A 25,448-nucleotide genomic window follows, 5' to 3' on the forward strand; every position below is an offset into this window, starting at 1 on the left:
GGGTCGAAGACCTCCAAGCCATGCCTGTGTAAGCAATGCGGCTCGGTGCCGATCGTTCAAATTCTACCGATACGATTTTCGGTTTGCTCAGCCGTTCCGAGTAAATTTCGCTTCATGACTTCAAAAATTATACAAACCGCGCAACAATGGCTGTGGTGGGAGAATAAAGGGGGCGATCTCATGAAGGGCGCTGTAATCGTGGCGGCTGCTTTCGCGGCAATTCTGTTTGGTGTTTCGAATGAAGCGACGGCGGCCGATCTTGTTGCGAGAATCGATGTCTCAAGCCAGACGATGACTGTGAAAAAACATGGGCGAGTTCTCTATACCTGGCGAGTCTCCACAGCGCGGAAGGGCTACATAACACCGCGAGGCACCTATCGTCCGCAGCGTATGCATCGCATGTGGTACTCACGCAAATATCATATGTCGCCGATGCCGTACTCCATCTTCTTCCGTGGCGGTTATGCCATCCACGGTACCAATGCGGTGAGACGCCTGGGCCGGCCAGCCTCGCACGGCTGTGTACGCTTGAAAACCCCGAATGCCGCGCGCTTCTACGCGATGGTCAAGGACGTCGGGCCTGCCAACACGCGCATTGTGGTGGTAAACTGATCCTGGCAAACGGTGAGCATTATTCAGTGCCGAGAGCTTACATTGCGCGGCCGCCCGTTGATCTGCCAACGTTTATGGAACCACATCCATTGGCCAGGATCCTCGCGTACCCATCGCTCGACCACATCGCATAGGAGTTGCGTGGTGTTGACGACATCGACGTTGCCGCGCGGTCCGCGCGGCAAGACCAGCTTTTCCTCGATTTCCAGTCGGAAGCGGTTGTCAGGAAGGCGTACGCAGCGGGCGGGATAGACGTCGCAGTCGAATTGCCGGGCAAGCATGCCGAGCACTGGGTTGCTCTGGCATTTTCTACCGAAAAAGGTCGTTTCCACGCCGCGTGTGAATTTCTGATCGACTAGAACGCCGATATTGCCGCTTTTTTCCAACACTGAAGCCAGCGCGAAGGATGCGCCGGTCGAGGACGGCAGAAGACCACCCATCGAGGCGCTACGGGTAGAGTTGATATAATTGGCCAAATAGGGATTGTTTGGCGGGCGGAACAGCGCCGTTATGCTCATGCCGAAGGTTGCGGCGGCCACCGGCAGAAGTTCGAAGTTGCCGAGGTGCCCAGTGAATAGAATGTGGGGCTTGTCTTCGTGGGCTATGCGCTCGAAACGCTCGATACTGGTATCGGAAACTTCGATGCGGCCGGATGTTTTGGTGTGAGGAACATAATCGAACAATTGGTCGAGAAAGATGTACTCTGCGGCTAGCCGGGCCATGTTGCCCCACATGTCGAGCGCGATGGTTCTGATCTCGTCTTCGCTCTTTTCCGGATAGGCATGGCGCAGATTGTTGAGCGCGACGCGATGTCGCCCAACTAGCGGGCCGATCCGGCGCGCGGCCCCGTCGGCGAAGGCCAATGCCTTGTCTGGCGGCAGGCGTCGCAGCATGGCCATTATGGCCATGGCGACCTTGGCGGTCAGCCAATAGTTGAGCTTGCGCAGCCGTAGACCGAGGCCGAACCCAACGTCCCTTCGCAGTTTGGTCAGTGATCGTTTCGCCAAGTGTCAATCAACTGTGAGAATGATCTTGCCGAACACGTCGCGGCCTTCCATGCGCTTCAGTGCAGTATCGATGCCGTTGAAGTCGACCATGGTGTCAATAACAGGATGGACTAGGCCAGCCGCCATTTTCTGCATGGCATTTGCCATATTCTCCATCCGGCAACCGAAGGAGCCGAGCAGTTTCAACTGTTGCTGGAACAGTTGCATCAGGTTGATCTGAGTGGAGACGCCCGAAGTTGAGCCGCAAGTGACGAGGCGACCGCCGCGCTTCAGGCAGAGCATCGAGCCGGCCCATGTGTCGGCGCCAACATGCTCGAAAACCACGTCCACGCCCTTCTTCTTGGTGAGCTTGCGGGTAACGCCCTCGAAGCGGTCCTCGCGGTAGTTGATGACATGGTCCGCGCCGAGTGCCTTGGCCTTTTCCATCTTGGCTTCGGACCCTACTGTCGTAATGACTGTGCAGCCCATCTTCTTGGCGAGTTGGATCGCGGCAGAGCCAATGCCGGAACCGCCAGCATGGACGAGGATCGTTTCACCGGGTTCGAGCTGCGCGTTGTCAAACAACATATGCTCAACCGTGCCGAACGTGACCGGCGCGACGGCTGCCCCGATGGCATCGATACCGGGGGGGGCAGGCACCAGCAGGCGTGCCGGTAGGTTGATCTTCTCCTGCGCGAAACCGTCGAGATGAAAGCCATGCACGCCAGAAACATGCTCGCACAGATTGTCACGCCCTTCACGGCAGGCGCGGCAAAGTCCGCATGTGCGTGCGCCGTAAATAGAAACGAGTTGGCCCGGAAGCAGATTCGATACGCCGGGGCCGACGGCCTCGACTTCGCCCGAGGCCTCGGCGCCGATGGTGAGCGGCAACCTGCGTTTGGCAAACGCCATGCCGCGCCATCCCCAGACATCGATATGGTTCAGCGCCACCGCCTTGATGCGAAGCGTCACCTCGCCGAGCGAAGGCGGTGGGGGCAGGGCTACGTCGACGGTTTCGAGCCGGCGATCCTCGATGAGTTGCAATGCGCGCATGGAGCCTGTCGGTTTGTTCGGCTGCGATGCCCGTCGCTTAAACGGGTTCCCGCGCCATGACAAGGCAGGTATTCTGGCCGCCGAAGCCGAACGAATTGGATAGTACGGTGCGGACGGTAGCTTCACGCTTCACATTGGGCACCACGTCGAGCGCGATCGCAGGATCCGGATTGTCATAATTTATCGTCGGCGGAATGACGCTTTCCCGCATGGTCAGCAGCGAGAATGCAGCCTCGATGGCGCCCGCTGCCGACAGGGTATGACCGATCATGGATTTGTTGGACGAGATTGGCATCTCTGCGACACGATCGCCGAAGACCGTCGATAGCGACAGATGCTCCATCTTGTCGTTTTCCGATGTTGATGTGCCGTGCGCGTTGACATAATCGATCTGGTTCTCGGCAAGGCCCGCATCGGCAAGCGCGGCGCGCACGGCAGCGATTGCGGGTGAGCCGTCCGGCTTTGAACGGGTACGGTGGAAATCGTCGGCTTTCTCTCCGCAGCCGCGTAATATGCCGATCACCTTAGCGCCACGGGCAAGCGCTGCCTGAAGGGATTCCAGCACGAGCGCTGCCGAGCCCTCGGCCAGAACGAATCCGTCACGATCCTTCGAGAACGGCTTCGATGCCTTTTCCGGAATGTCGTTGCTGGTAGAGAGGGCAGAAAGTAGCGAAAAGCGGATCAGTGCTTCCGCAGTTGCCGATCCATCCGCGCCGATGGCGAGTGCACGCTCGCATTCTCCACGCCGTATCGCTTCCACACCAAGCTGAATGGCGGTTGCGCCTGAGGCACAAGCGGTCGAAAGCGTGATCGGCAGTCCGCGTGTGCCGAAGCGATCGGCCAGCCTGTCGGCAACGAAACCGAACTGTGACGTGTCGAACATAGCGGATGAATTGAGGTTGCGTGCCACTTCCAGCAACCTCCTCGGCGCTTCACCGTCCTTACCATCTTTGTAGAGTCTCAGCCTGTCGTGCCAGTCAAGCTCGACTGGCGGAGAGGCCAGGAATAAAGGCCCGCCAAAATCCGCGTCATCTATACCAGCCTCGGCAACGGCCTCCTGTGCCGCTATTTCGGCCAATTCATAGGTGAGGGCGCTGGCCCCTTTGGAACTCGATGGAAGGAAATCGACCATCCCGGAAATGCGGGTGTTGAGGTGGTCCACAGGGAACCGCGTGATCGGATGAATACCGGATTTTCCTGCCGTCAGCGCCGCCCAATTATCAGCCTTGCCGCGCCCAAGCGATGTGACAACGCCGATGCCAGTGACGGCAACGACCGGTCTGCCCAGATGATCTTTCAGATTGGCCATGTTTGACACCTCAATCGGCAGCGCCGACCAGCGCCATACCCTCGAATTGGTGATAGCCGACCGTCGTTGCAAGCACCTTTCGCGGTGCGCCCTCGAACGGCTTTTCCTCGACCGGGTCCAATGCCGGATAAGTGGATTTATGGCTGACCGCCAGCGCCGCCAATGCTACGGCGAAAGGAAACTGGGCTTCCTTCAGGTGGCCGGTAAGGCTTGAGAAGGCACGTACTGCCAAGCCCGGCCTGTGTTCGAGAACGGCCTTTTCGGTCATCGTCGCCTTGTGACCACCGGAAGCGCCAGATATTGTGAGCAAATTGCCTTCCGGCAAGTTCGTGGCCTGAAAAAGGGCTTCGAGGCTATCCTTCAGTTCACCGCGCGACCGGCGCGCACGGCCGGAAAAAACGGGTCCGAGTTCAGTGTAAATTTTTGCGCCGCGACCTTCGGCGTGCGCACGGCTCTCCAACACCAGAAATGCGCCGCCGGAGCCGGATACCACACCGCCACCTTCCGAATTCTGACGCTGCCAGACCGGCTTCCAGTCGCCACGATGCAGATAACCGGCAAGTTCGTAGCCGAGCAGCATGTCGGGATGTTCCGTCTGAAACGCGCCGCCGACCAACATGTGTGTGGACTGGCCTGAGCGGATGCGCGCCGCCGCCGTCTCCACTGCCGCGACGCCGGCGCCTTCCTCGCCCATGAAGGTGCGAGATGAACCCGTGACCTTGTGAACAATGGAAATATTACCCGCCAAAAGATTGGAAAGCTGCGCCAGAAAAAGGGTAGGGCGCAATTCCGTAGTAAGTTTCTCATTAAGCAGCACGTCGAAATCGCTGCGCGCGCCGGAGGCTGCGAGAATATCCGAATCGACCGCAATATCGCGTTCGCCTCCACCCGCAGCCACCACCATGTCCATGCTGGAGCAAAGCGCCTCGTCGCTCTTGATGCCTGCGTCGTCGAGCGCGAGGCCCGCAACATAGGTGCCAAGACGCTGCCAGGTTTCCATCTGGCGCTGATCGCCTCGCTTGGCGATTTGCAGGGTCCAGTCGATTTCAGGGAGCGGATGAACGGTATAGGGCGCGAAACGTTCGGCATCGAGTACCGGCGCCATTCCGGGCTTCGACAATTTTTCCCAATGCGTGTCTGCGCCTTCTCCAAGTGAGGAGACAAGGCCGATCCCGGTAATGACGACGTCGTTCGCGTTCATGGAGAAGGTTGTCAGGCGTTCTTGGCTGCGACCAGTCCGTCGATCTTGGCGCAAAGGTTCTTCATTACGAAGTAATCGTCCGTCGATGCCTTGCCATCATTGACTTCCTGTGTCCATTTCTCCAACGGCACTTTGATGCCGAATTCCTTGTCAATGGCGAAGACGATATCAAGGAAGTCGAGGCTGTCGATGCCCAGATCGTCGATCGTGTGGCTGTCCGGCTTGATCGTGTCGATATCGATCTCGCTGGTATCGGCAATGATCTTGGCGACTTTTTCGAACGTGGTGGACAAGGGCTTTTCCTTTAATAACAGGGCGGAACCTGTCCGCAGATATTGGCGCTGTCTAGTCGGTTTTTGCTGGCAGGAAAAGGCCGAATATGGTGGTCAATTTCTTACGCCCAACCTGCACCGCCAATCCCGTACCGCTTCGTGCTATATGTGATGCCTGTTAATGGAGAGCAAATCATGCTCGATCTTGATGTGACGGAAATCGACGGAGCCTGCCATTGCGGTACGGTTCGCTTCCGTGTGCGGCTCGCCGACGGGTTGCGTTCGGCGCGCCGTTGCACCTGTTCTTATTGCAGCATGCGCGGCGCGGTCGCGGTGACCTCCAAACTCGATGACCTGGAGATATTGGCGGGCGGGGACGCGCTGACGCTCTACCGGTTCAATACCGGCGCCGCGCAACATTATTTCTGTTCGGTATGCGGGATTTATACACATCATCGGCGACGTTCAGATCCCACGGAATATGGCATCAACGCTGCCTGTCTCGATGGAGTCAGTCCGTTCGATTTCGATGAAGTGGTGGTGATGGACGGTATCCACCACCCTTCGGACAGTGCCAGTGCTGGGGTTCGTGGCTCCGACGTGGTCGGCACGCTTAAATTCATCAGACGCGAATAAATTCCACGGCGGCTTCGGTCAGAACCTCACGCGGCCCAGCACACGCAGACCATCGCCATCGGGAGTGACGATTACGACCTCGCCCGCGTGCGGCGATATGCCGGTCAGATTCTGAATATTTTGGCCGTGCGTGATCATGATCAGATTGCCTGAGCCGGAATAATCGCGAATGCGGCCGATGATCTCGGCCATCTGCGCAGCCTTTTCGACTGTGTCGCCTTTCGGAAGATCAAGAGCCGGAAATGGTTCAGGTTCCGATTCGAAGGCCATGCGGGCGGTGTCCAGGCAGCGGCAGTAATTGCTCGATAGAATCAGGTCCACGGGTGCGGCCCGTGCACCGAACAGCGCACCGATCTTGCGCGCCTGTTGCTTGCCGCGCGCCGAAAGGTTTCTCTGAGTGGTACAAACGGCGATGTCGAAATTTGCCGGATCGGTGGTGCCATTGGCCATGGCGTGGCTTAGGAGAACGACATGACCGCCTTCGCGCAACGCGGCCCATCCGGCCTCCGTGGCTTGGGCGACGACCGGCATGACCAAGAAAAACAGGGCAAATATTATTCTCGGCATCGACATCCTCTTGCGCCCCTGGACGCGGACAACTCTTGCGCCCGCGGGCGCAGGCTTACTGGTAAGCGCCGCGCTCAAATCGTAAATGTCCATCAGTTCTAAGGCTCTGGCCGAATCTGTATAGGGATAGCAAAGTCGGGCGCACACAAGGTGACACCCGTATCGCGGTACAGGTATCTTGTCACGGCCATGGGGCGATACGGCTGCCTGATTGGTCCATGAGAATACCCGGCGCGGCCGCTTGTTCGCTATGGCGCGCTCCCTTATCAGGTCGTCCATGTCATCGCTCACCGAAACCGTCGTCTTCATTTTCGGCCTTGTGGCGCTTGGCTATCTTGCTGGTCTCACCGGCTATCTCAGCGCCAACAGCGGAGCGGCAATCGCGGAATTCGCGGTCAATGTGGCGATGCCTCTACTGCTTTTCCGCACCATGACCGAGGTCGATTTCCACGGCGCGGCTCCATTGACGCTCTGGTCGGTTTATTTCGCGGCAGCCGCGGTGACGTGGACCATTGGCCATTTTATCGTGACCCGCTTGTTTGGACGCGATTCACGTGCCGGCGTGGTGGGCGGAGTTTCATCGGCTTTCTCCAACCTCGTTCTGCTCGGTATTCCTTTCGTCTCCGGTGTGTTCGGCAAGCCGGGCGTGGAAGTGCTGTCGCTTCTGGTTTCCGTGCACTTGCCGACCATGATGATGGCGTCGGTGATCCTGTTCGAGATGTTTGGCCGCAGCGAAGGCGACGGTGAAGTGGATGCTTTGCGCGTGCTGCGCAGCTTTCTACGCAAGATTTTCGCCAATCCTCTCATCATCGGCATTCTAGCTGGGCTCGCATGGCGCTTTAGCGGAGTTCCGCTGTCCGGGGTCGGTGCACGATTGGTTGACGCGCTTGGCGGTGCCGCCGGTCCCGTCGCGTTGTTTTCCATCGGACTGGGCCTAAGGCGCTTCGGCATTTCCGGAAATCTCAGGCCGGCCCTGTTGCTTTCCGTTCTGAAGCTTGGCCTGATGCCGGGCTTGGTGCTGGTGTTTGCCTGGTTTCTCGGATTGCCACCCTTGACCGCCAAGGTCGCGGTTGCCGCTGCGGCGATGCCATGCGGCGTCAACGCCTATCTGATCGCCGCGCAATTCGGCACAGGGCAGGCGCTTGCCTCCAACCAGTTGACCCTGTCGACCATCTGCGCGGTCGCCAGCACAACTTTATGGATCGCCGTTGCTGGATTAGTGTGGCCTATCGCTTAGATAGAAGCGAGCGATTGATCGTTGGTCTTACCTTAGGGTAAGAGCGCGGTCGAAATCGTGACAGCGGCGCTGCCAGCGTCCAGCGGAGGTTTAAGCATGCTTCAGAAAACAAGCCATTTCATGCGCGAAGCGAACCTGATCGACGGCGAATGGGTGCAGGCCGATTCCGGCAAGACGATCGATGTCATCAACCCGGCTACCGGACAAAAGATCGGAACCGTACCGCGTTCTGGTGGAGCCGAGACACGTCGCGCCATCGAAGCGGCAGATCGCGCGTTCCGGACTTTCCGCAAGACCTCGGCGCTCGAACGCTCCAAACTGTTGCGAAAGTTGCATGACGCCATCATGGACAATCAGGAGGCGCTGGCCGAACTGCTGACCATCGAGCAAGGCAAGTCGTTGACCGAGTCGCGCGGCGAAATCGGCTCTTCCGCCGCTTATGTGCTGTGGTTCGCCGAGGAGGCGCGGCGCGCTTACGGCGATGTGGTGCCTTCGCCATGGACCGATCGGCGCGTGCTGGTGACGCGCGAACCGGTGGGGGTGATCGCGGCCATCACGCCATGGAATTTCCCGTCCTCCATGCTGTCGCGCAAGATCGGTCCGGCCATTGCGGCTGGTTGCACGGCGGTGGTCAAGCCGGCCTCGCAAACACCGTATTCGGGCCTTGCCTGGGGTGCTCTGTGCGAAGAGGTCGGTGTGCCGAAAGGCGTGGTGAACATCGTCACCGGCGCGGCCGGTGAAATCGGCGATGAGCTGTGCGCCAACCCCTTGGTCAAGAAGATCACCTTCACGGGCTCGACCGAGGTCGGCAAGATGCTGATTCAGAAATCGGCGGCGACGGTCAAGAAGGTCTCGATGGAACTTGGCGGTAATGCGCCGTTCCTGGTCTTCGACGACGCCGATCTCGATCGCGCCGTGCAGGGCGCGATTGCCGCGAAATTTCGAAATTCCGGCCAGACATGTGTGTGTACCAATCGGTTCTTCGTACAGGCTGGCATCCACGACCAGTTCGTCGAAAAACTGGCGGCTGCCGCTCACGCACTGAAAGTGGGGCCAGGTCTGGAAGACGGCGTGCAACAAGGCCCACTGATCGATGAAAAAGCGGTGGAGAAGGTCGAGGAGTTCATCGGAGACGCGGTGGCCAAGGGCGGCAATGTGGTTGCCGGCGGCAAGCGCCATGAACTCGGCGGCTCCTTCTTCCAACCGACGGTGATTTCAGGTGCCACGCGTGACATGAAGTTCATGAAGGACGAAATCTTCGGACCGTTGGCGCCTGTCTTTAAATTTGAAAAGGAAGAAGATGCAGTGGCGCTCGCTAATGACACTGAATTCGGCCTTGCCTGCTATTTCTACACCGGTGATCTCGGCCGCGCCTTCCGGGTCATGGAAGGGTTGAAATACGGCATGGTCGGCGTGAACGAGGGCGTTATCACCACTCCGGAGGCGCCATTCGGCGGGGTCAAGGAGTCCGGTCTCGGTCGGGAGGGCGGGCATCAGGGCATCGATGACTATCTTGATACCAAATATGTGTGCATCGGCGGTCTCGGTCTCTGATTCAAAGCTGTGGAATTTGTTAATGTCGGTGCGGATGCCGTGATGGCGCACCGGCGGGTATAATCGATGAAAGACGGCGAGGTTTTCGGGACTACCGAGGCGGGGGAGGCTATCCGCCGCTTCACCATCCGTGGTGGCGGCTTGAGCGCCAACATCGTCAATTGGGGTGCGATAATTCAGGATCTGCGCCTGGTCGGCCATGATGCGCCGCTGGTGCTTGGCTACGACCGCTTCGAATTATATGAGAACGATACGGCGCATTTCGGCGCTCTGGTCGGACGTTACACCAACCGTATTCGCGAAGGCCGTTTTACCATCGGCGGGAACCGGTATCAGACTGAACGCAATGCGCATGGTCGCCATACATTGCATGGCGGCTCTTTTGGCTATTCGCGGCGGCCTTGGACAGTTGTCCTGCATGGGCGCGATTTCGTGACACTTTCCCTGCACGATCCGGGCGGCACGATGGGTTTTCCCGGCGCTTTGGAGGCGACTTGCACCTATCGGGTCAAACTGCCCGGAACGCTTTCGGTCGAACTGACCGCGACGTGCGACGAGCCCACCATCTGCAATATGACCCAGCATTCCTATTTCAACCTGAACGACGGCGGGGTAACCGATATTCTCGGGCATCGGCTGATGCTCAATGCTGGCGCGTATCTGCCTGCCGATGGCGACCTGGTTCCGACCGGTGTGGTGGAACCGGTTGATGATACGCCCTTTGACTTCCGCCAGGCACGACCGATCGAGATGAAGATCGAAGGCGAACAGGTTGCTTATGACCAGAATTTCTGCCTGACATCGAGTCATGGCCCGCTGAAGCAGGCTGCATGGGTGCAGGGGGCGGTTTCAGGCGTTGAAATGGAACTTTGGACGACCGAGCCCGGCGTTCAGTTCTACACCGGCCAATATGTGACCCCAACCGGTCCCGGCTTGAGCGGGCTTGGCTACAGGCCGTTTTCCGGCTTTTGCCTCGAACCGCAAGTCTGGCCGGATGCCCCTAACCGGCCCTATTTCCCGCAGGCGCAGCTTCTTCCCGGCGAGACCTACCATCACGTTACCGAATATCGGTTTCGGATGGGGTAAAAAGCGAGCCGCTTTTAGCCCTCAAACGCCGCTTGCAACACATCGAAAGGCGCCAGCGCGCCACGAACCTGCACGACCGCTGCGGCTACCTGATGAGCGCGGCGCGCGGCCTCTGCCGGCGCATACCCGGCAAGGCGGGCCGCGAGGTAGCCGCCATTGAAGGAATCGCCGGCACCGGTGGTATCGACTGGCGTCGCCACTTGGATAGCCGGAACTTGTTCCTGCTGGTGGGCCGCCAAAACGAGAGCCGGTGCCTCGCCATTCTTGACGACAATTTCATTGACTGTTTTCGCCAACCGCGCGCCGGTCGCGGCTGGCTCGACGTCACCAAACAACATCTGTTCATCGGGAAATGTCGGCAAGGCAATATCCGTGACAGCCAGCGCCTGTGAGACGGCTGCCTGCGCGACCGCCAGGCTCGGCCAGAGCCGTGGTCGGTAATTAGGGTCGAAGGCGATCAGCGAGCCGGCGGCACGGGCAGCAGCGATTGCCGCCAGAAGCACTTCGCGCGCAGGCGCGTCCAGAATTGCCAAAGTGATTCCGGAAAAATAGACAAGAGACTGATTTTTAAGGCTTCTTTCAAGGGCTGACGGGTCGGCCGCCAATTGTCGTGCCGCCGCGTCGTTGCGCCAATAGGTGAAAGAACGCTCGGCTCCGGTCAGCGTGATGGCGTAAAGGCCAGGCCGGGCGCCTGCGATGATCGGGCTCGCGCCGATACCGATTCCATGACCGGCAAGAAAGTCGATCTGATCGCGGGAAAACGGGTCATCGCCGAAGGCCGAAATGTACGTCGCCGGTCGTTCGCCGCTCAGCGCATGCAACGCCCAAAGCGTGTTGAATGTATCGCCGGCAAATCCCATCCGCCAACTGTCGCCTGACCGGCCCGACAGTTCCAACATGCATTCGCCGATAGCGGCGACGCCCTTGACGGTCATGTCTTTCATCTCCCTGTGATGTAGCTGCTGTAGCTTTTTGCTGACCGCAACACCATGTTTGACAAATGACGATTTTCGCGAGTTCACTATTTTTGAGGCCACGGGCGCTCATACGATGAGGAAAGCGGTTTTTACCTCGCTATGGCGATATCTTGTGAAGGCCGGCGCTGTTGCGCTGGTTCTGGCCGGAATCGCCGCTGCAGTGCATTTCAGCGGTCAAGGCAGCGAGCCTGGGCCTGATTTGGCGCGATCGAAGAAATCCGGGGCTGGCCTGTTTCTGGTCAGCATCCGTCCTGAAACTGGGGCGGTGCGAGTTGGCGGCGTCCAATCCTGGCTGCTTACCGTCAAGACGCGCGCCGGAAAGCCGGTGATTAATGCGGCAATCGATATTTCAGGCGGTATGCCGCGCAGTAACCGCCTATTACCGACCAGTCCGCAGGCAACAGCCTATCTCGGCGGCGGGCATTATCGCATCGAAAGGATCAAGTTCGACGCTAGCGGCTGGTGGCAGATGCGCTTTACCGTCTCGGCTTCGAACGGCTCCGACACTACCGTGTTCAACCTCATGCTTTGAGGTTCTGTCGGACTATTTGTCCTTCACCGTCTCCATCGCAACAAAGGTGGAGGTTTGCGCGACATGCGGCAAAGCCGAGATGCGCTCGCCGAGTACGCGACGATAGGCGGCAATGTCGCGAGTGCGGACTTTGAGCAGATAATCGAAACTTGCCGCCATCATATGGCACTGCTCGATTTCCGGCACGTTGCGAACGGCGCGATTGAAGGCGTCGAGCGCGACCGAGCGGGTATCGGACAGTTTCACTTGCACGAAGGCGACGTGACCTTCGCCCATGCGCGCGCGGTCGATGATGGCCGCGTAGCCGCGAATGAAGCCGCCCTTCTCCAGGCGCTTAACGCGCGCTTGCACCGGCGTCTTGGATAGACCGACCTTTGCGGCCAGTTCCGACATGGATAGCCGGCCATTGCCGGAAAGCGCCGCCACGATGCTCTGGTCTATGCGGTCCAAACGGTCTTCGGATGCCAGGATTGTAATCCATTTTCAGTGTTCAACTGCGATTTCCTAGATCGATTGGGCCTCCTTGTCTATCTCTTTGGACCGCTTGACGATCGGCTTTGTGCTAGAGACTGTTGTGGACTTGGGCTGGAAGGTGCTTCCGGCCGGCCGTTCAACACGTGATTGATCAGGATCGCCCATGCCTATCCTAGATTCCATTCGCCAGCAGATGCGTGCCAATTACTTGCCCGAAGAAGCGGCTGCCCTGACTCGCCTGATCGAGACAGCCAACCTGTCGGTGCAGCAACGCAAGGCGATCATGGCGCGCGCAGTCGATCTGGTGAAGGCGGTGCGCGGCTCCTCCGATCCGCGGCTGATGGAGGTATTTCTTTCCGCCTACGGCCTTTCCACCAAGGAGGGCGTGGCGCTGATGTGCCTCGCCGAAGCGCTGTTGCGCGTACCGGATGCCGAGACCATGGACGACCTGATCGCCGACAAGATCGCGCCGCACGACTGGTCGGCACATTCGGGCGAATCGAGTTCCATCTTCGTCAACGCCTCGACATGGGCGCTGATGCTGACCGGGCGCGTGCTCGAAGATGGCGAGGGATCGATCGATCGGACGCTGCGCGGCATGGTGAGGCGTCTCGGCGAGCCCGTCATCCGCAAGGCGGTGGCGGCGGCGATGCGCGAGATGGGTGAGCAGTTCGTGCTTGGCCGTACCATCGCCGAGGCCGTCAAGCGCGGCCGCTCCATGACCGCGAAGGGATATCTTTATTCCTTCGACATGCTGGGCGAGGCGGCTCGCACCGAACAGGACGCTTTGCGCTATCTGAAAGCCTATGCCGATGCCATCGCGGCGCTCGCCGGCAGTGCGGGCAACGCCGACATCCGCTTCAATCACGGCATTTCCGTCAAGCTGTCGGCGCTGCATCCACGCTACGAGGTAGTGCAGAAGGAAACCATGCTGCCTGTAATGATCGAGCGCCTGCTGTCACTGGCGATGGCCGCCCGCGAGGCCCGCATGGGCCTCAACGTCGACGCAGAAGAGGCAGATCGTCTCGATCTGTCGCTCGATGTCATCGAGCGCGTGCTTGCGGACGAGCGGCTTGCCGGCTGGAACGGTTTCGGCGTCGTGGTGCAGGCTTACGGCCCGCGTTGCGCATTCGCAATCGACTGGCTGTATGCGCTGGCCAAGACACTGGATCGCAGGATCATGGTTCGCCTGGTCAAGGGCGCTTATTGGGATACCGAGATCAAACGAGCGCAGGTGATGGGGCTTTCCGGCTATCCGGTGTTCACCCGCAAGGCCAACACCGATGTTTCCTACATCGCCTGCGCGCGCAAGTTGCTTGCGATGTCCGACCACATCTACCCGCAGTTCGCCACCCATAATGCGCATACCGTAGCCGCCATACTGGCGATGGCGGATGACAAGGACAGTTTCGAGTTCCAGCGCCTGCACGGAATGGGCGAGCAACTGCATGAAGCCGTGCGTAAGGTCGAGGGCACGCGCTGTCGCATTTATGCGCCGGTTGGCGCGCATTCGGACCTGCTTGCCTATTTGGTGCGCCGCCTGCTGGAGAACGGTGCGAACTCTTCCTTTGTTCACCAACTGACCGACAATGCGGTGCCGCCGCAAGTGATTGCGCGTGATCCGCTGGAGATTGTCGAAACGCAGGGATCGGTAGCCAATCCCAACATTCCCAGGCCGCGCGAGATCTTCGGCGATGGAAGGTTGAACGCAAAGGGCTGGGATATAACCGATGTCGTAACGCTGGCCGAGATTGAAAAATGCAAGACGATCTTTGCCGGCGCGAATCGCTGGCAGGCCAGGCCGTTGACCCGCGCTGTCGGAGAGGGCGGGCAGCACCCGGTGTTGAACCCGGCCAAACCTTCCGAGTTGGTGGGCACCGTCACGGAAGCCACGCCTGCCCAGGTGGCGAAGGCGGTTGGCCTTGCCGTCAAGGCGCAGCCCGGCTGGGCCGCCAAGCCCGTCGCGGAGCGGGCTGCAATATTGCGCCGCGCCGCAGATCTTTATGAAAAGAATGCGGTGGAGCTTTTTGCTCTTGCTACGCGTGAGGCAGGAAAGACGCTGGCCGATGCGGTGGCCGAGATACGTGAGGCGGTCGATTTCCTGCGCTATTATGCCGGCGAAGCGGCGCATGCCGAGCATGGTACTGAAGCGCGTGGCGTCATCGCCTGTATTTCGCCGTGGAATTTCCCGCTTGCCATCTTCACCGGACAAGTCGCGGCCGCGCTCGTCACCGGCAATGCGGTGATCGCCAAGCCGGCTGAGCAGACACCGCTGATCGCTCACCGCGCCGTCGAACTGCTGCGCGACGCCGGCATTCCGGAAGATATCATCCAGCTTTTGCCCGGCGATGGGCCGACGGTCGGCGCACCACTGACTGCCGACCCGCGCATCGCGGGTGTGTGCTTTACCGGTTCGACCGAGGTGGCAAAGTTGATCGAAAGGCAATTGGCTGACACGGCCGTGCCGGATGCGATGTTGATTGCCGAGACCGGCGGCCTGAACGCCATGATCGTGGATTCCACCGCTCTGCCGGAACAGGCGGTGCGCGATATCATTGCCTCGTCTTTCCAGAGCGCCGGCCAACGCTGCTCGGCCTTGCGCGTGCTTTATATCCAGAAGGATGTGGAAAAGAAGGTACTCGAAATGCTGATCGGCGCCATGCAGGCGTTGAAGGTCGGCGACCCGTGGGAAATTTCCACCGATGTCGGCCCCGTTATCGACGAGGAGGCGCGGCAGGCGATCGGTGATTATTGTGCCGAGATGGAAAGGAACGGCAAACTAATTGCCCGGCTCGACGTACCAAAAGACGGCCGCTTCGTCGCGCCGCATGTGCTGCGTGTCAAAGGTATCGAAGAGATGGAGCGCGAGGTGTTCGGCCCGGTTCTGCATGTCGCGACATTCGACGCCGAAAAGATCGACGCGGTGATCGCCGCGATCAACCGCAAGGGCTACGGGCTGACCTTCGGCCTGCACACCCGCATCGAGGGCCGCGCCCAGCATTTCGTCGACGGTATCGATGCCGGCAACATCTACGTCAACCGCAACCAGATCGGAGCGGTGGTCGGCTCGCAACCTTTTGGTGGCGAAGGGCTTTCGGGCACGGGGCCGAAGGCGGGTGGGCCGCATTATCTGCGCCGTTTCCGCAAGGGTCCGGAAGCAGGCACGGTCGCTGCCGAAGGCCGCATGGCAAAAGCCAGGGAACTGGCCGACAACATGCCTGACCCGGCTCTCGGCGGTTGGGCGATGCGCGCCGACCGTGTGACGATCCTGAGGAAACATCTGCGGGGCAAGGGCGCTGCTGCAATTGCGGCCGCGGCCGCGCTCGACTTCGGCCAGATCGACCTGCCTGGCCCGACGGGAGAGGCCAACACCCTCTCATTGGTGCCGCGCGGGCGGGTTCTTGCACTCGGCCCGGATGCCGAGACCCTGCTCACACAGGCGATTCAGGCGCTGGCTGCCGGCAACGCGGTGCTTGCCGTCGCGCCGGGTGCTTCTGCCGCCCTGTCGGCGCTCACCGGCAAGGGGCTGCCGCTTGCAGCCGTCGATGCGCGGGTTGATCCGGATGGTCTTTCCTCGCTCGAGATCGATGTTGTCGCCTTGTCGGGCGACGCAGACGGCGTGCGTCAACTGCGCCGTGCTCTAGCCGAACGGGCGGGGCCGATCGTGCCTGTGGTTTCGGAAGTTCTGTATCCGGTGGCCTATGCGCATGAGCGCGCCGTCTGCGTGGACACGACGGCTGCCGGTGGTAATGCCAGCCTGCTGGCGGCGGTTTGACACACGGCTACCGCTACCCGAAAGACAAAGAGGCGGCCGATCAGCGTGATCGACCGCTTTTTTCTGATTTATCAATGCGTTGAGCAGCAGGCTTACGCGCCTTCCACTGCCGAGAAACCCTCGAACTGCGGGTGGCCATAGGTGGTCAATTTGCTGGTGCCGGCATTCTTGTGCGACTCACGGAAATTGTCGGATTTCGTCCAGGTGACAAAGTCTTCCTGGCTATCCCAGACCGTGTGCGAGGCGAAAAGAGTGTACTTCTCCGCCTCGTTGAAGGCACCACGCAGCAGATGAAACTGCCGAAAGCCTTTCATTTCATCGAGGGTGGATTTCCGGTTCTTCCAGATATTTTCGAATTCCTCTTCCCGGCCGTTCTGGACTTTGAAACGGTTCATGGCGATGTACATAGCTATCCTCTTGTTTTAGTGAAGAAAAATGTGGTTCAGAATGGGCCGATCGGTAAGGTGAAAGCCCACGTTGCGCGATCCGCTTCCGGCGGTATCGGCGGGAACGGCGCCGCCCGGCGGATGATGGCGACGGCGGTCTTGTCGAGATCCGGGGAGCCGGAACTTCTGACGAGACGCACGGACGAAACATCGCCATCGCTCCGCACGACAAAGGACACCTGCGCGTTGCTGTCGGCTTGTCGGCGCGCCGCGCGTGAAATGTTTCGGGCCGCGCGCCGCAGCTTTGCGGCGATCTTGCCCGGATAATTGGAGACGGCGGCGTTGCCGATGCCTGAACGGCTTGCGCCCTGGCTGGCGAGAGCGGCCTGGGCGGCGTCCCGCCCGTCGGCTTCGCCGCGCTTGGAATCCCTGGAGCCTGCGCCGCCGGAACCGGCGCTGGGCTTGTGTTTCGCTGTCTTGACCGCCTTCTTCTCTGGCCGAGGCGGCGCCGGCTGCGGTATCGGAATATCCTCGGCGACGATCAGATCTTCGATTTCCTGGGGAATTTCCTCAATCTTTTCCGCAGCTTCCGGCGAGTGTGCGGGTTGTGTCGCTTCCACTTTCTCCGTCGTGGCGGATTGCTGAATTACATTGTTGGCATTATCGGGCTCGACCCGTTGCACAGCAAGGATTTCGTGGCCCGGTGTCGCCGTTTCCATTGTTGAGTCGATTGTTGCAGGCATTGTTGGTTCCCGCGCCGGCTCCAACGTTTCCGTGACCGGCGCCGCGGCTGCCGCTTGCTCGGTCGGCTTGACGGTCCGGGCCGGATCGACCGGCTCGGCTTTTACCGTCTCGACCGGCTTCGCGCTTATCATGGGAACGAGCGTCACATTGGTGATATCGCCGGCACTCACCTGATCTTCGGCGGCGTTGCCGGCAATCATCTCTCCGGCCTGATCCACTCCCTGGATCTGTGACAGGTCGGCAGGGTCTATCATCGAGCCCGGCACAGTCAGGAATGCCAGAGCCGCGGCGGCGTGGAGACAGCAGGAGACGACGATGGCCGCAGGCCATTTCCTTTTGCCTTCGGTTTTGGAGCCGCCAATTCGTTCCTTGAGTTCAGGCGGAGCGACGGGAGCATTCCGGTTGCCGGCGATGAAATTCTCGTTGGCAGGCGTGCGCACAAATGGCCGGAGCGCGCTCGGCGGAACCGCGATGGCAGGATCGTCCGGCTCCAGCGGCAATACGCCCGTCCCGGCTGGTGGCCAGGCTGAGACGTTGCGTGAAAATGCCGGTTCCATGCCCAAGACTTCCGTCTTTCCTATCAGAGTCCGAAGGCGATCTTGCCCTTTGTATCGGTCTTGAGAGCGCTCATGCACGCGTCAGGCTTGATCCCCTTACCGGAACATTTGGTGGCATTGTTGACAAGAACACGGCTGACCTTGGCGCAATCGGTCCCTGGAAGATCGAAGCGCGTGACCTTGGTCTTGCCGGCTGGCAGTTCCTTGAAATCCAGAACCGTCAACCGATCGACAACGCCATCCATGTTGAACAGAGCGACCTCGAACGCCGCACTGTCGAGATCGGCGCCGAGATCATTGAGGATGACGAAGGTGAAGCGGCAGCCCTTGTCGGAGGGCTGCACCGCGTTGAGTTCGAGGGAAAGTGCGGGGGCGGACTTGGCGGATTCCTGGGCCGTATCCTGCGCCACCGCACCCCACGACATCGCTGTCATCACGGCTGCCGAGAGAAAAAGGGTTGCCGTTTTCATGATTGCATCAGCCTCCAAATCGCATGGTTGCACCGAGTTTCAACGTGATGCCGGGTTCGTAGAGGACTCCAGTGGATGGATCCGAAAGTGCGTTTACATAGGTCACGTCAAAGAGATTATCCACGCGGAAATCGACCTTGAGATTATCGTTCACGTTGTATTGGGCAAACGCGTTCACCAGCGTGTAGTCACCGGCAACGGTGTTGCCTCTGGGTGCGGCATTGTATTGCACTTCGGTGCCGACAAGCAGCCTGTCCTCAAGAAAACGAAGGCCCAGTTGCCCGGTTACCTGAGCGGACGGAATAGTATCAAGTTCCTCTCTTATGCCGCTTTTGTCCGTTTTGTGTCCGTTGATGACCGAAGCGGAAAGGCCGACGTAACCCCAGCCTGCATCATAAAGGCTCTGGAGTTCGAAGCCTTCGATTTTCGCATTGGCGAAATTTTGATTTTGTTGGGAGCAGGGCCAAGGCGTTGAACAGGTTGGATTACCCTCTTGGAAGCCGATGAAGTCATCGACGTCGTTGTGGAAATAAGCTGCTTTGAGCCGAATATTGTCGTCGCTGTTGAAAATGCCGTTGAGCCGATAATTGGTGCCGAACTCCCAGGTTTTTGCGGTCTCGGGCTTAAGATTTGGATTGGGCAGGAACGGGAAGGGCGCGCCTCCCGGATGTATGCCGCTGATCAGCGTTTCGGCGACGGTTGGTGCGCGATAGCCTTCGGCATAGGTTCCGTAGAATTGCAGGCCGCTCAATGCCTCGCTGTCGAAGGGTGAAACCCCGACCGTTATGCGCGGGGACACACGATCACCGGAATTGTCCACGCCATTTCCCTTGAGGCTATAATTATCGTAGCGAAGCCCGCCGATCACCTCCAGCCAATCATATGTAACCTTGTCCTGAATGTAGGCTCCCCATAACCGGCGCTTGCCGGATGGATTGAAGAAGTCACTTCCGCCGCCGGGAGCGTGCGTGGCGACATCGTCCATCAGCCAATCTCCACCATAGGTGACTTCGTGAGAGAACTCACCGGTGTCGAAGCGGGATGTATTCCAGATATCCAGGCCGTATGTATCGAGGCCGTAATTGGTAATGCCGCTGGCTCTTTCGCGGTCCATATCGACCTTGCTGAACGACGTGTTGATGTGCAGGTCGAGCCATTTCCTATCTTCGTCCGTGATGTTGTAACGGGCGGTGAACGTATTCTGCTTCACATCGTAGTTCTCGTCACCGCCGACGCTGCTCCAATCATCCTTCGAACCGATCCAACCGAGCTTCAATTCGCTGTTTTCTGTTGGACGGATCGTCGTCTTGACCAATCCGCTGAGCATGTCGAAGCCGGTGCCGCCCACGCGATCGCCGTCGCCATCCTTATACTCTCCGTAATCACGCCAGACGATGTTGGCGATGATATCCGCTGCGTCGTTGAAGCGGTAGGCGCCGGTGGCGCCGGTGGTCCAACCTTGTCCATTGGTCTCATAGCGACCCGTGGTCGACGCCGCCCATGTTTCGCCATCGTGCAGAAAATCCGAGGCGTCTTTGGTTTCGAAAGCAACGACACCGCCAATGGCTCCCGAGCCGTAGGTGTTTGCGACCGGCCCGCGAATGACGTCTACCTGCTTCACGAGGTCGGGGTCGATGAAAAGCAGGCTTTCGGCGTCATGGCCCATGATTCCGAAATTCTGCCGCGCGCCATCGACGAGCACGGCGACGCGTCCGGCATCCTGCAATCCGCGTATGTTGATGGTGGATCTCACCCGCTGGGCGCCCGTCTGTACCGCCACGCCAGGCACGCCGTACAGCATTTCGCTCACCGTCGAGGCCATCCGCCGGTCGAGCTGTTCCTGGTCGATATGGCTGGAAGACGACAGCGATTCGATCGCCGTCTCACCGGTGCGGCTCAAGAGCAGAACCCTGTCGAGCAGGGTCGCGCCTTTCGCGTTCTTTTCGGCGGCGGCTTTTGCCGTGCCCGCGTCATCGACGTTCTGGCCGGCAACCGCCTGCTGGCCGGAAATATCCTGCGCCATGGCCGGCGTGCCAGCCAATGCCGCCAGCGCCACGCCTGACAAAAGGGCCGCGCTCGCTCGCGCTGTTGCGGGCGCTCGCCCGGTTCCGAACGACCCCATACGCATACGAATCCCCAACCCCATGCTCAACTCCAAAATCCTGTTGGACGCTGGCTGGCGCGGACGCTCGCTTGCGATTGAAATTTTCCAGACCTTTAATCTTGACTCATTTAGTCCGGTATTGCACTGCTAGTAAACATGATTGATATAGTCAAGAAATGAATCGGCGTTCTCACCAGACGCCGGCAGGGGCCGCGGGGCGGTTGAAAAGAGGGACTTGGCAAGATGAATTCGCACACGCCCGACGGTTTCCGTCATCGCTACCGCCGCTCGGAAACGGAGCCGGCTCCGCGCTTCGAATCCATGCCTCTTTCGGTGCGCACTTTATCGAGCAGCGCGCTTTTCCAGGGCGAGCACGAGATCGGCATCGAGCATCACGGTGCGCTCTACCGGCTGAAGATCACCCGGCAGGGCAAACTCATTCTCAATAAGTAACCACGGTCAACACGTAATTACAGCCAGCCGCAGGGCGGGCCAGCAGACAGGTGTAGCGATGGATCAGCGCGTAAGGCCCGGCCCACAGGAAATCAGGCGGGCACGATCGGAAAATCCCAAAATGCGCGAGCGCGATCTTGCGGCGCAACTTGGCATTTCGGAGGTCGAACTGGTGGCCGCGCATTGCGGCGACGGTGTCAGGCGGCTGGAGCCGCGCGTCAACGACCTGCTGAAAGGCCTTGAAGCGGTTGGCGAAGTGATGGCGCTGACGCGCAATGAAAGCGCCGTGCATGAAACGATCGGCGTTTACGACAAGGTCGTGACCGGCGATCACAGCGCCATGGCGCTCGGCAGGGATATCGATCTGCGCATTTTCCCGAAAGTCTGGGCGCATGGCTTCGCCGTGGAAAAGCGCGGCGAAGGCGAGGTGCGCCACAGCCTGCAATTCTTCGACAAGGCAGGCGATGCCGTGCACAAGATCCATCTGCGCGCGTCGTCCAATCTTTATGCCTATCAGAAACTGGTCGGCGAGCTTCTGTCTGCCGACCAGAATCCGGGCATCGAGGTGATCGCGGCGGATCGTGCCGAGCCGGCGGAAATTGGTGAGGTCGACATTGCGGATTTGCGCGCTCGCTGGAGCCGGCTGAAGGACGTTCACGAATTTTTCGGCATGCTGCGCACATTGAAGCTCGAACGGCGCCGGGCGCTGCATCTGGTCGGAGAAGACTATGCCTGGCGGCTTGCTGACGGCGCTATCGCGACCATGCTCGATCAGGCTGTCGCGCAGGAACTACCGATCATGTGCTTTGTCGGCAGCGGCGGCTGCGTGCAGATCCATTCGGGGCCGGTTCAGAACATCAAGCCCATGGGGCCATGGCTCAACGTGCTCGACGAGACGTTCCACCTGCATTTGCGGCTCGACCATATCCATGAGGTCTGGGGCGTGCGCAAGCCGACCGGCGAGGGCCATGTCACCTCGCTGGAAGCCTATGACGCGGCCGGCCGGCTGATCATCCAGTTCTTCGGCGAGCGCCATGAGGGCGAGCCGGAACTGGCGGACTGGCGCGCGCTGGCCGAAGGGCTGCCGCGTCCATGAGCAGATTCCTGCAACTGGCGCGCATCGCCGCATTCGGCCTTTCCATCGCAATCGGGCTGCCGTTTGCCGCGCATGCCGCCGATGGCGTGAAGGAATTTCCCGACAAGGCAAGGATCGTTTCGATCGGCGGGTCGATCACCGAGATCGTCTATGCGCTTGGCGAACAGGATCGGCTCGTCGCCCGCGATTCGACCAGCACCTATCCGGCGGCGGCGCGGGAACTGCCCGATGTCGGCTATATGCGCCAGCTTTCGCCGGAAGGTGTGTTGTCCGTCAATCCGACCGGAATATTGGCGTTGCAGGGCAGCGGGCCGGCCGAAACAGTCGATGTGCTGAAGAAGGCCGATATCGCCTATATCGAGGTTCCCGAAAGCTTCGACCATCAGGGCATATTGGGCAAGGTTCGTGCTGTCGGTGCCGCGCTCGGTGTCGATGACAAGGCCGAAGCGCTGGCCGGCGAGTTGGATAGCGAGTTGAAGGCCGCCGAAGACCTGACGACGGGTATCGAGAAGCGCAAGCGGGTATTGTTCATCCTGTCGGTGCAGGGCGGCAAGGTCATGGCGTCCGGCAGCGGCACCGCCGCCAACGGCATCATCCAGCTTGCCGGCGGGGTCAATGCGATCGACGGGTTTTCCGGCTACAAGCAATTGTCGGACGAGGCGATCATCACGGCAAAGCCGGATCTGATCCTGATGATGGACCATGCCGGCCCGGCGGTTCCGGACGACGCCTTGTTCGCCAATGCCGCGATTGCGGCCACGCCGGCCGGTGCCGAGCGACGGGTCCTGCGCATGGACGGGTCCTACCTGCTGGGCTTCGGGCCGCGCACGGCGGGAGCGATCCACGATCTGGCCGTCGCGCTCTATGGCGACGAACTCGCCAACTGACGGGAGCAGGCGCGAATGGCCGATCAGTCGGTGGCCGGGCTTTCCGGGATGGCATCGGGTATGGCTGGGGACCGGTCCGCCCGCGCGCGTCTGGTCATTGCCGGCCTGTGTGTCGCGCTCGGTGCCGCGATGCTGTTCAGCCTTACGTCCGGCGCATCCGATGCCTCCGCATTGGCCGTTCTTCACGACGGGCTGTTCGGGGCCTCCGGCGGTATGGATGCGCTCAGCGCCCGTGACCGGCTGATCGTCTATGATATCCGCCTGCCGCGCGTGATGATGGGCGTGCTGGTGGGGGCAGCACTTGCCGTATCGGGCGCGGTCATGCAGGGGCTGTTCCGCAACCCGTTGGCCGATCCCGGCCTGATCGGCGTTTCGGCAGGGGCCAGCCTCGGGGCGGTTGCCATTATCGTGCTCGGCGGCAGTATGCTTGCTCCGCTCATGGCATTTTTCGGGACTTTCACACTGCCGCTGGCGGCTTTTTGCGGCGGCCTTGCGGTCACGCTGGTGCTTTACCAAGTGGCGACGCGGCGCGGGCAAACCTCCGTCGCCACCATGCTGCTTGCCGGCATCGCGCTTGCGGCGCTGGCCATGGCGGCAACCGGGGTTCTGATTTTCGTCGCCGATGACAGGCAATTGCGCGACCTGACCTTCTGGTCGCTCGGCTCGCTGGCGGGCGCGACGTGGCAGAAGATCGGCGTCGTGGCGCCGGTGATCGTGCTTTCGCTGGCGGCAATGCCGTTTCTGGCGCGGGGCCTGAATGCGCTTGCGCTGGGCGAAGCCACCGCAACCCATCTGGGGATCGCCGTGCAGCGGCTGAAATATGTCGCCATCGTCGGCGTGGCGGCGGCTGTCGGTTCGGCCGTCGCTGTCAGCGGCGGCATCGGCTTCATCGGCATTGTCGTGCCGCATCTGCTTCGCCTCGCCATCGGGCCGGACAACCGCTATCTGCTGCCGGCTTCGGCGCTTCTGGGCGCCACGCTTCTGCTTCTGGCCGATGCCGTGGCGCGCACCGTCGTTTCACCGGCAGAACTGCCGATCGGCATCGTCACCGCCTTTGCCGGCGCGCCGTTCTTCCTTTGGATATTGCTGCGCAAGCGCGGCATTCTGGACCTTTGAGCGCCATGATCGAAGCCCAGGACCTGACGGTTGAAATCGGTAGACGGCGCATTGTTTCCGGCGTCGATTTCCAGGCGCGAGCGGGTGAAATCACCGTCATCGTCGGGCCGAACGGATCAGGCAAGACGACCTTTCTCAAGGCGCTTTGCGGCGAACTGGCCTATGGCGGCAGGGTCAGCCTCAACGGGCAGGACCTTGCCGCGATGAAGCCGGTGAAGGCGGCGGGCCTGCGTGCCGTGCTGCCGCAGGCGGCCGTGCTGGCCTTTCCGTTCACCGTGCGCGAGGTCGTTCGGCTGGGATTGGTCGGTGGACGGTCCGGCGTCTCGGCGGGCGAGGAGGGCCGCTTGCCCGAACGCGCGCTGGCGCGTGTCGATCTCGACGGCTTCGCCGGCCGCTTCTATCAGGAACTTTCCGGCGGCGAACAGCAGCGCGTGCAACTCGCCCGCGTGCTCTGCCAGGTCTGGGCGCCGGTGCTGGATGGCCAGCCCCGCTATTTGTTCCTGGACGAGCCGGTATCGAGCCTCGACATCAGGCACCAGTTGACCATCATGGATATTGCCCGCGATTTCGCCGGCCAGGGCGGCGGTGTCGTCGCCATTCTGCACGATCTCAATCTGGCGGCGATGTATGCCGACAGGCTGTGTGTCATGCACCGTGGGCAGCTTTCCGCAACGGGAGCGCCGGGCGACATCCTCGACGACAGGCTGGTCGAGACGGTATTCGGCTGCCGGTTGCAGGTCGGCAAGCTCCCACCGAAGGGGATGCCCTTCGTCCTGCCGCAATCCGTCTACTGAGAATTATCTGGCGGCTTACCGGAAATATCAGGCGGCCGGCGCGTGCCGTTCCAGTTGATCGATGCCGAGCAGATCACGCATCAGCGGCCGCTTGGCGGCGAGTTCGGCAATGGTGTGGCGCTCGAGGACCGCGAAGAACGCGCCGAGCGCCTCACGCAAGGCCGAATTCAGGCCACAACTGTCGATGAGCGGGCAGTCGGTCGCGTCGTTCTCGAAACATTCGGCCATGGCGAAGCTTTCCTCCGTCACGCGCACGACATCAAACAGGTTGATCTCCTCGGCCGGCTTGCCGAGCCTCACGCCGCCATGGCGGCCGCGCACGGTCTTGACGAGGCCGTTTTCGACCAGCGGCTGCAATATCTTGAACAGGAACAGTTCCGAAACCGAGTAGGCCGCGGCGATTTCGGGAATTCGGCTGAGTTGCCCGTCATTGGCGGCGCAGTACATCAGGATACGGATGGCGTAATTGGTTTGGCGTGTCAGTCGCATGGGACGTCCTTTCGAAGCGAGCCCGCAGGCTGCTTTGCCGAATATGGCCTATACCTTGGAATAATTCCAGACAGGCCCGGC

25 protein-coding genes are annotated in these 25,448 nt (G+C 60.4%); 12 read left to right on the plus strand and 13 right to left on the minus strand.

Going from position 1 to position 25,448, the window contains the following annotated elements:
* Nucleotides 1-180: 180 nt before the first annotated feature.
* Nucleotides 181-612, plus strand: coding sequence for a L,D-transpeptidase (locus tag BFN67_RS01340; protein ID WP_080917774.1), 432 nt, complete (start codon nt 181-183; stop codon nt 610-612).
* Nucleotides 613-635: 23 nt separating this feature from the next.
* Here the strand turns inward: BFN67_RS01340 and BFN67_RS01345 are convergent, their stop codons facing one another.
* The 5 genes from BFN67_RS01345 to BFN67_RS01365 are packed head-to-tail and all read right to left on the minus strand — an operon-like array spanning nt 636 to nt 5,454.
* Entirely contained in the window at nt 636-1,619 is a 984-nt protein-coding gene (locus tag BFN67_RS01345) for a lipid A biosynthesis lauroyl acyltransferase (protein WP_080917775.1), read from the minus strand.
* A gap of 3 nt (nt 1,620-1,622) precedes the next feature.
* Complete coding sequence (locus BFN67_RS01350; protein ID WP_080917776.1) at nt 1,623-2,651, minus strand: zinc-binding dehydrogenase; 1,029 nt, start codon at nt 2,649-2,651, stop codon at nt 1,623-1,625.
* Nucleotides 2,652-2,688: 37 nt separating this feature from the next.
* On the minus strand, nt 2,689-3,960 hold the full coding sequence (locus tag BFN67_RS01355; protein WP_080917777.1) for a beta-ketoacyl-ACP synthase: 1,272 nt from the start codon (nt 3,958-3,960) through the stop codon (nt 2,689-2,691).
* Nucleotides 3,961-3,970: 10 nt separating this feature from the next.
* Entirely contained in the window at nt 3,971-5,161 is a 1,191-nt protein-coding gene (locus BFN67_RS01360; RefSeq protein WP_080917778.1) for a beta-ketoacyl-ACP synthase, read from the minus strand.
* Nucleotides 5,162-5,172: 11 nt separating this feature from the next.
* Entirely contained in the window at nt 5,173-5,454 is a 282-nt protein-coding gene (locus BFN67_RS01365) for an acyl carrier protein (RefSeq protein WP_080917779.1), read from the minus strand.
* Nucleotides 5,455-5,628: 174 nt separating this feature from the next.
* Here BFN67_RS01365 and BFN67_RS01370 point away from each other — a divergent pair, with 174 nt between their 5' ends.
* Nucleotides 5,629-6,069, plus strand: coding sequence for a GFA family protein (locus BFN67_RS01370; RefSeq protein ID WP_080917780.1), 441 nt, complete (start codon nt 5,629-5,631; stop codon nt 6,067-6,069).
* A gap of 18 nt (nt 6,070-6,087) precedes the next feature.
* On the opposite strand, the gene BFN67_RS01375 is transcribed toward BFN67_RS01370, so the two are convergent.
* Nucleotides 6,088-6,636: a histidine phosphatase family protein gene (locus tag BFN67_RS01375; RefSeq protein WP_080917933.1), complete on the minus strand. Its 549-nt coding sequence runs from the start codon at nt 6,634-6,636 to the stop codon at nt 6,088-6,090.
* Between the two features lie 277 nt (nt 6,637-6,913).
* On the opposite strand from BFN67_RS01375, the gene BFN67_RS01380 reads away from it, so the two are divergent.
* The 3 genes from BFN67_RS01380 to BFN67_RS01390 all read left to right on the plus strand — a co-directional run bounded on the left by BFN67_RS01380 (nt 6,914) and on the right by BFN67_RS01390 (nt 10,513).
* Complete coding sequence (locus tag BFN67_RS01380) at nt 6,914-7,873, plus strand: AEC family transporter (protein WP_080917781.1); 960 nt, start codon at nt 6,914-6,916, stop codon at nt 7,871-7,873.
* 96 nt (nt 7,874-7,969) lie between these two features.
* Complete coding sequence (locus BFN67_RS01385; protein WP_080917782.1) at nt 7,970-9,427, plus strand: NAD-dependent succinate-semialdehyde dehydrogenase; 1,458 nt, start codon at nt 7,970-7,972, stop codon at nt 9,425-9,427.
* Nucleotides 9,428-9,493: 66 nt separating this feature from the next.
* Nucleotides 9,494-10,513: an aldose epimerase family protein gene (locus BFN67_RS01390; RefSeq protein ID WP_080917783.1), complete on the plus strand. Its 1,020-nt coding sequence runs from the start codon at nt 9,494-9,496 to the stop codon at nt 10,511-10,513.
* A gap of 14 nt (nt 10,514-10,527) precedes the next feature.
* On the opposite strand, the gene BFN67_RS01395 is transcribed toward BFN67_RS01390, so the two are convergent.
* Nucleotides 10,528-11,448, minus strand: a complete 921-nt coding sequence (locus tag BFN67_RS01395) for a sugar kinase (RefSeq protein WP_080917934.1) — start codon at nt 11,446-11,448, stop codon at nt 10,528-10,530.
* Between the two features lie 37 nt (nt 11,449-11,485).
* On the opposite strand from BFN67_RS01395, the gene BFN67_RS01400 reads away from it, so the two are divergent.
* Complete coding sequence (locus tag BFN67_RS01400; protein WP_245295121.1) at nt 11,486-12,022, plus strand: FixH family protein; 537 nt, start codon at nt 11,486-11,488, stop codon at nt 12,020-12,022.
* 12 nt (nt 12,023-12,034) lie between these two features.
* On the opposite strand, the gene BFN67_RS01405 is transcribed toward BFN67_RS01400, so the two are convergent.
* Complete coding sequence (locus tag BFN67_RS01405) at nt 12,035-12,472, minus strand: Lrp/AsnC family transcriptional regulator (protein ID WP_080917784.1); 438 nt, start codon at nt 12,470-12,472, stop codon at nt 12,035-12,037.
* Nucleotides 12,473-12,659: 187 nt separating this feature from the next.
* Here BFN67_RS01405 and putA point away from each other — a divergent pair, with 187 nt between their 5' ends.
* Nucleotides 12,660-16,271 (plus strand): bifunctional proline dehydrogenase/L-glutamate gamma-semialdehyde dehydrogenase PutA, encoded by a 3,612-nt coding sequence (gene putA / locus BFN67_RS01410; protein WP_080917785.1) that lies wholly within the window; start codon nt 12,660-12,662, stop codon nt 16,269-16,271.
* Between the two features lie 92 nt (nt 16,272-16,363).
* On the opposite strand, the gene hmuQ is transcribed toward putA, so the two are convergent.
* From hmuQ to BFN67_RS01430, 4 genes are read right to left on the minus strand one after another with little or no spacing between them, the layout of a single operon-like run.
* Nucleotides 16,364-16,678 (minus strand): heme-degrading protein HmuQ, encoded by a 315-nt coding sequence (gene hmuQ / locus BFN67_RS01415; RefSeq protein ID WP_080917786.1) that lies wholly within the window; start codon nt 16,676-16,678, stop codon nt 16,364-16,366.
* A gap of 35 nt (nt 16,679-16,713) precedes the next feature.
* Nucleotides 16,714-17,958 carry an energy transducer TonB family protein gene (locus tag BFN67_RS01420; RefSeq protein ID WP_080917787.1) on the minus strand — a complete coding sequence of 415 codons (1,245 nt, stop codon included), beginning with the start codon at nt 17,956-17,958 and terminating at the stop codon, nt 16,714-16,716.
* A gap of 23 nt (nt 17,959-17,981) precedes the next feature.
* On the minus strand, nt 17,982-18,428 hold the full coding sequence (locus tag BFN67_RS01425; RefSeq protein ID WP_080917936.1) for a hypothetical protein: 447 nt from the start codon (nt 18,426-18,428) through the stop codon (nt 17,982-17,984).
* A gap of 7 nt (nt 18,429-18,435) precedes the next feature.
* Nucleotides 18,436-20,556 (minus strand): TonB-dependent hemoglobin/transferrin/lactoferrin family receptor, encoded by a 2,121-nt coding sequence (locus BFN67_RS01430; RefSeq protein ID WP_425349729.1) that lies wholly within the window; start codon nt 20,554-20,556, stop codon nt 18,436-18,438.
* A 219-nt stretch (nt 20,557-20,775) separates the two neighbouring features.
* Here BFN67_RS01430 and hemP point away from each other — a divergent pair, with 219 nt between their 5' ends.
* The 5 genes from hemP to BFN67_RS01455 are packed head-to-tail and all read left to right on the plus strand — an operon-like array spanning nt 20,776 to nt 24,878.
* Nucleotides 20,776-20,985 (plus strand): hemin uptake protein HemP, encoded by a 210-nt coding sequence (gene hemP / locus BFN67_RS01435; RefSeq protein WP_080917789.1) that lies wholly within the window; start codon nt 20,776-20,778, stop codon nt 20,983-20,985.
* A 58-nt stretch (nt 20,986-21,043) separates the two neighbouring features.
* Complete coding sequence (locus BFN67_RS01440; protein ID WP_080917790.1) at nt 21,044-22,081, plus strand: hemin-degrading factor; 1,038 nt, start codon at nt 21,044-21,046, stop codon at nt 22,079-22,081.
* Nucleotides 22,078-22,968, plus strand: a complete 891-nt coding sequence (locus tag BFN67_RS01445; protein WP_080917791.1) for a heme/hemin ABC transporter substrate-binding protein — start codon at nt 22,078-22,080, stop codon at nt 22,966-22,968. Before BFN67_RS01440 ends, BFN67_RS01445 begins: the two co-directional genes overlap by 4 nt.
* A 15-nt stretch (nt 22,969-22,983) precedes the next feature.
* Nucleotides 22,984-24,084: a FecCD family ABC transporter permease gene (locus BFN67_RS01450; RefSeq protein WP_080917792.1), complete on the plus strand. Its 1,101-nt coding sequence runs from the start codon at nt 22,984-22,986 to the stop codon at nt 24,082-24,084.
* Between the two features lie 5 nt (nt 24,085-24,089).
* The gene (locus tag BFN67_RS01455) at nt 24,090-24,878 is read left to right on the plus strand and encodes a heme ABC transporter ATP-binding protein (protein WP_080917793.1); all 789 of its coding nucleotides are present in this window, start codon (nt 24,090-24,092) and stop codon (nt 24,876-24,878) included.
* 27 nt (nt 24,879-24,905) lie between these two features.
* Here BFN67_RS01455 and rirA read toward each other — a convergent pair whose 3' ends face one another.
* A complete protein-coding gene (rirA, locus tag BFN67_RS01460; RefSeq protein WP_080917794.1) occupies nt 24,906-25,367 on the minus strand; it encodes an iron-responsive transcriptional regulator RirA in 462 nt (153 codons plus the stop codon).
* Nucleotides 25,368-25,448: the final 81 nt, after the last annotated feature.

The sequence above is a fragment of the Manganibacter manganicus genome (genome assembly GCF_002075885.1).
In the GTDB taxonomy this organism is placed as follows: Bacteria; Pseudomonadota; Alphaproteobacteria; order Rhizobiales; family Rhizobiaceae; genus Mesorhizobium; species Mesorhizobium manganicum.

Coding starts and splice junctions, on each gene's coding strand:
- BFN67_RS01340 (WP_080917774.1), top strand. CDS start 181: ATGAAGGGCGCTGTAATCGTGGCGGCTGCTTTCGCGGCAATTCTGTTT.
- BFN67_RS01350 (WP_080917776.1), bottom strand. CDS start 2,651: ATGCGCGCATTGCAACTCATCGAGGATCGCCGGCTCGAAACCGTCGAC.
- BFN67_RS01355 (WP_080917777.1), bottom strand. CDS start 3,960: ATGGCCAATCTGAAAGATCATCTGGGCAGACCGGTCGTTGCCGTCACT.
- BFN67_RS01360 (WP_080917778.1), bottom strand. CDS start 5,161: ATGAACGCGAACGACGTCGTCATTACCGGGATCGGCCTTGTCTCCTCA.
- BFN67_RS01370 (WP_080917780.1), top strand. CDS start 5,629: ATGCTCGATCTTGATGTGACGGAAATCGACGGAGCCTGCCATTGCGGT.
- BFN67_RS01375 (WP_080917933.1), bottom strand. CDS start 6,636: ATGCCGAGAATAATATTTGCCCTGTTTTTCTTGGTCATGCCGGTCGTC.
- BFN67_RS01380 (WP_080917781.1), top strand. CDS start 6,914: ATGTCATCGCTCACCGAAACCGTCGTCTTCATTTTCGGCCTTGTGGCG.
- BFN67_RS01385 (WP_080917782.1), top strand. CDS start 7,970: ATGCTTCAGAAAACAAGCCATTTCATGCGCGAAGCGAACCTGATCGAC.
- BFN67_RS01390 (WP_080917783.1), top strand. CDS start 9,494: ATGAAAGACGGCGAGGTTTTCGGGACTACCGAGGCGGGGGAGGCTATC.
- BFN67_RS01395 (WP_080917934.1), bottom strand. CDS start 11,448: ATGACCGTCAAGGGCGTCGCCGCTATCGGCGAATGCATGTTGGAACTG.
- putA (WP_080917785.1), top strand. CDS start 12,660: ATGCCTATCCTAGATTCCATTCGCCAGCAGATGCGTGCCAATTACTTG.
- hmuQ (WP_080917786.1), bottom strand. CDS start 16,678: ATGTACATCGCCATGAACCGTTTCAAAGTCCAGAACGGCCGGGAAGAG.
- BFN67_RS01420 (WP_080917787.1), bottom strand. CDS start 17,958: ATGGAACCGGCATTTTCACGCAACGTCTCAGCCTGGCCACCAGCCGGG.
- BFN67_RS01425 (WP_080917936.1), bottom strand. CDS start 18,428: ATGAAAACGGCAACCCTTTTTCTCTCGGCAGCCGTGATGACAGCGATG.
- BFN67_RS01430 (WP_425349729.1), bottom strand. CDS start 20,556: ATGCGTATGGGGTCGTTCGGAACCGGGCGAGCGCCCGCAACAGCGCGA.
- hemP (WP_080917789.1), top strand. CDS start 20,776: ATGAATTCGCACACGCCCGACGGTTTCCGTCATCGCTACCGCCGCTCG.
- BFN67_RS01440 (WP_080917790.1), top strand. CDS start 21,044: ATGGATCAGCGCGTAAGGCCCGGCCCACAGGAAATCAGGCGGGCACGA.
- BFN67_RS01445 (WP_080917791.1), top strand. CDS start 22,078: ATGAGCAGATTCCTGCAACTGGCGCGCATCGCCGCATTCGGCCTTTCC.
- BFN67_RS01450 (WP_080917792.1), top strand. CDS start 22,984: ATGGCCGATCAGTCGGTGGCCGGGCTTTCCGGGATGGCATCGGGTATG.
- BFN67_RS01455 (WP_080917793.1), top strand. CDS start 24,090: ATGATCGAAGCCCAGGACCTGACGGTTGAAATCGGTAGACGGCGCATT.
- rirA (WP_080917794.1), bottom strand. CDS start 25,367: ATGCGACTGACACGCCAAACCAATTACGCCATCCGTATCCTGATGTAC.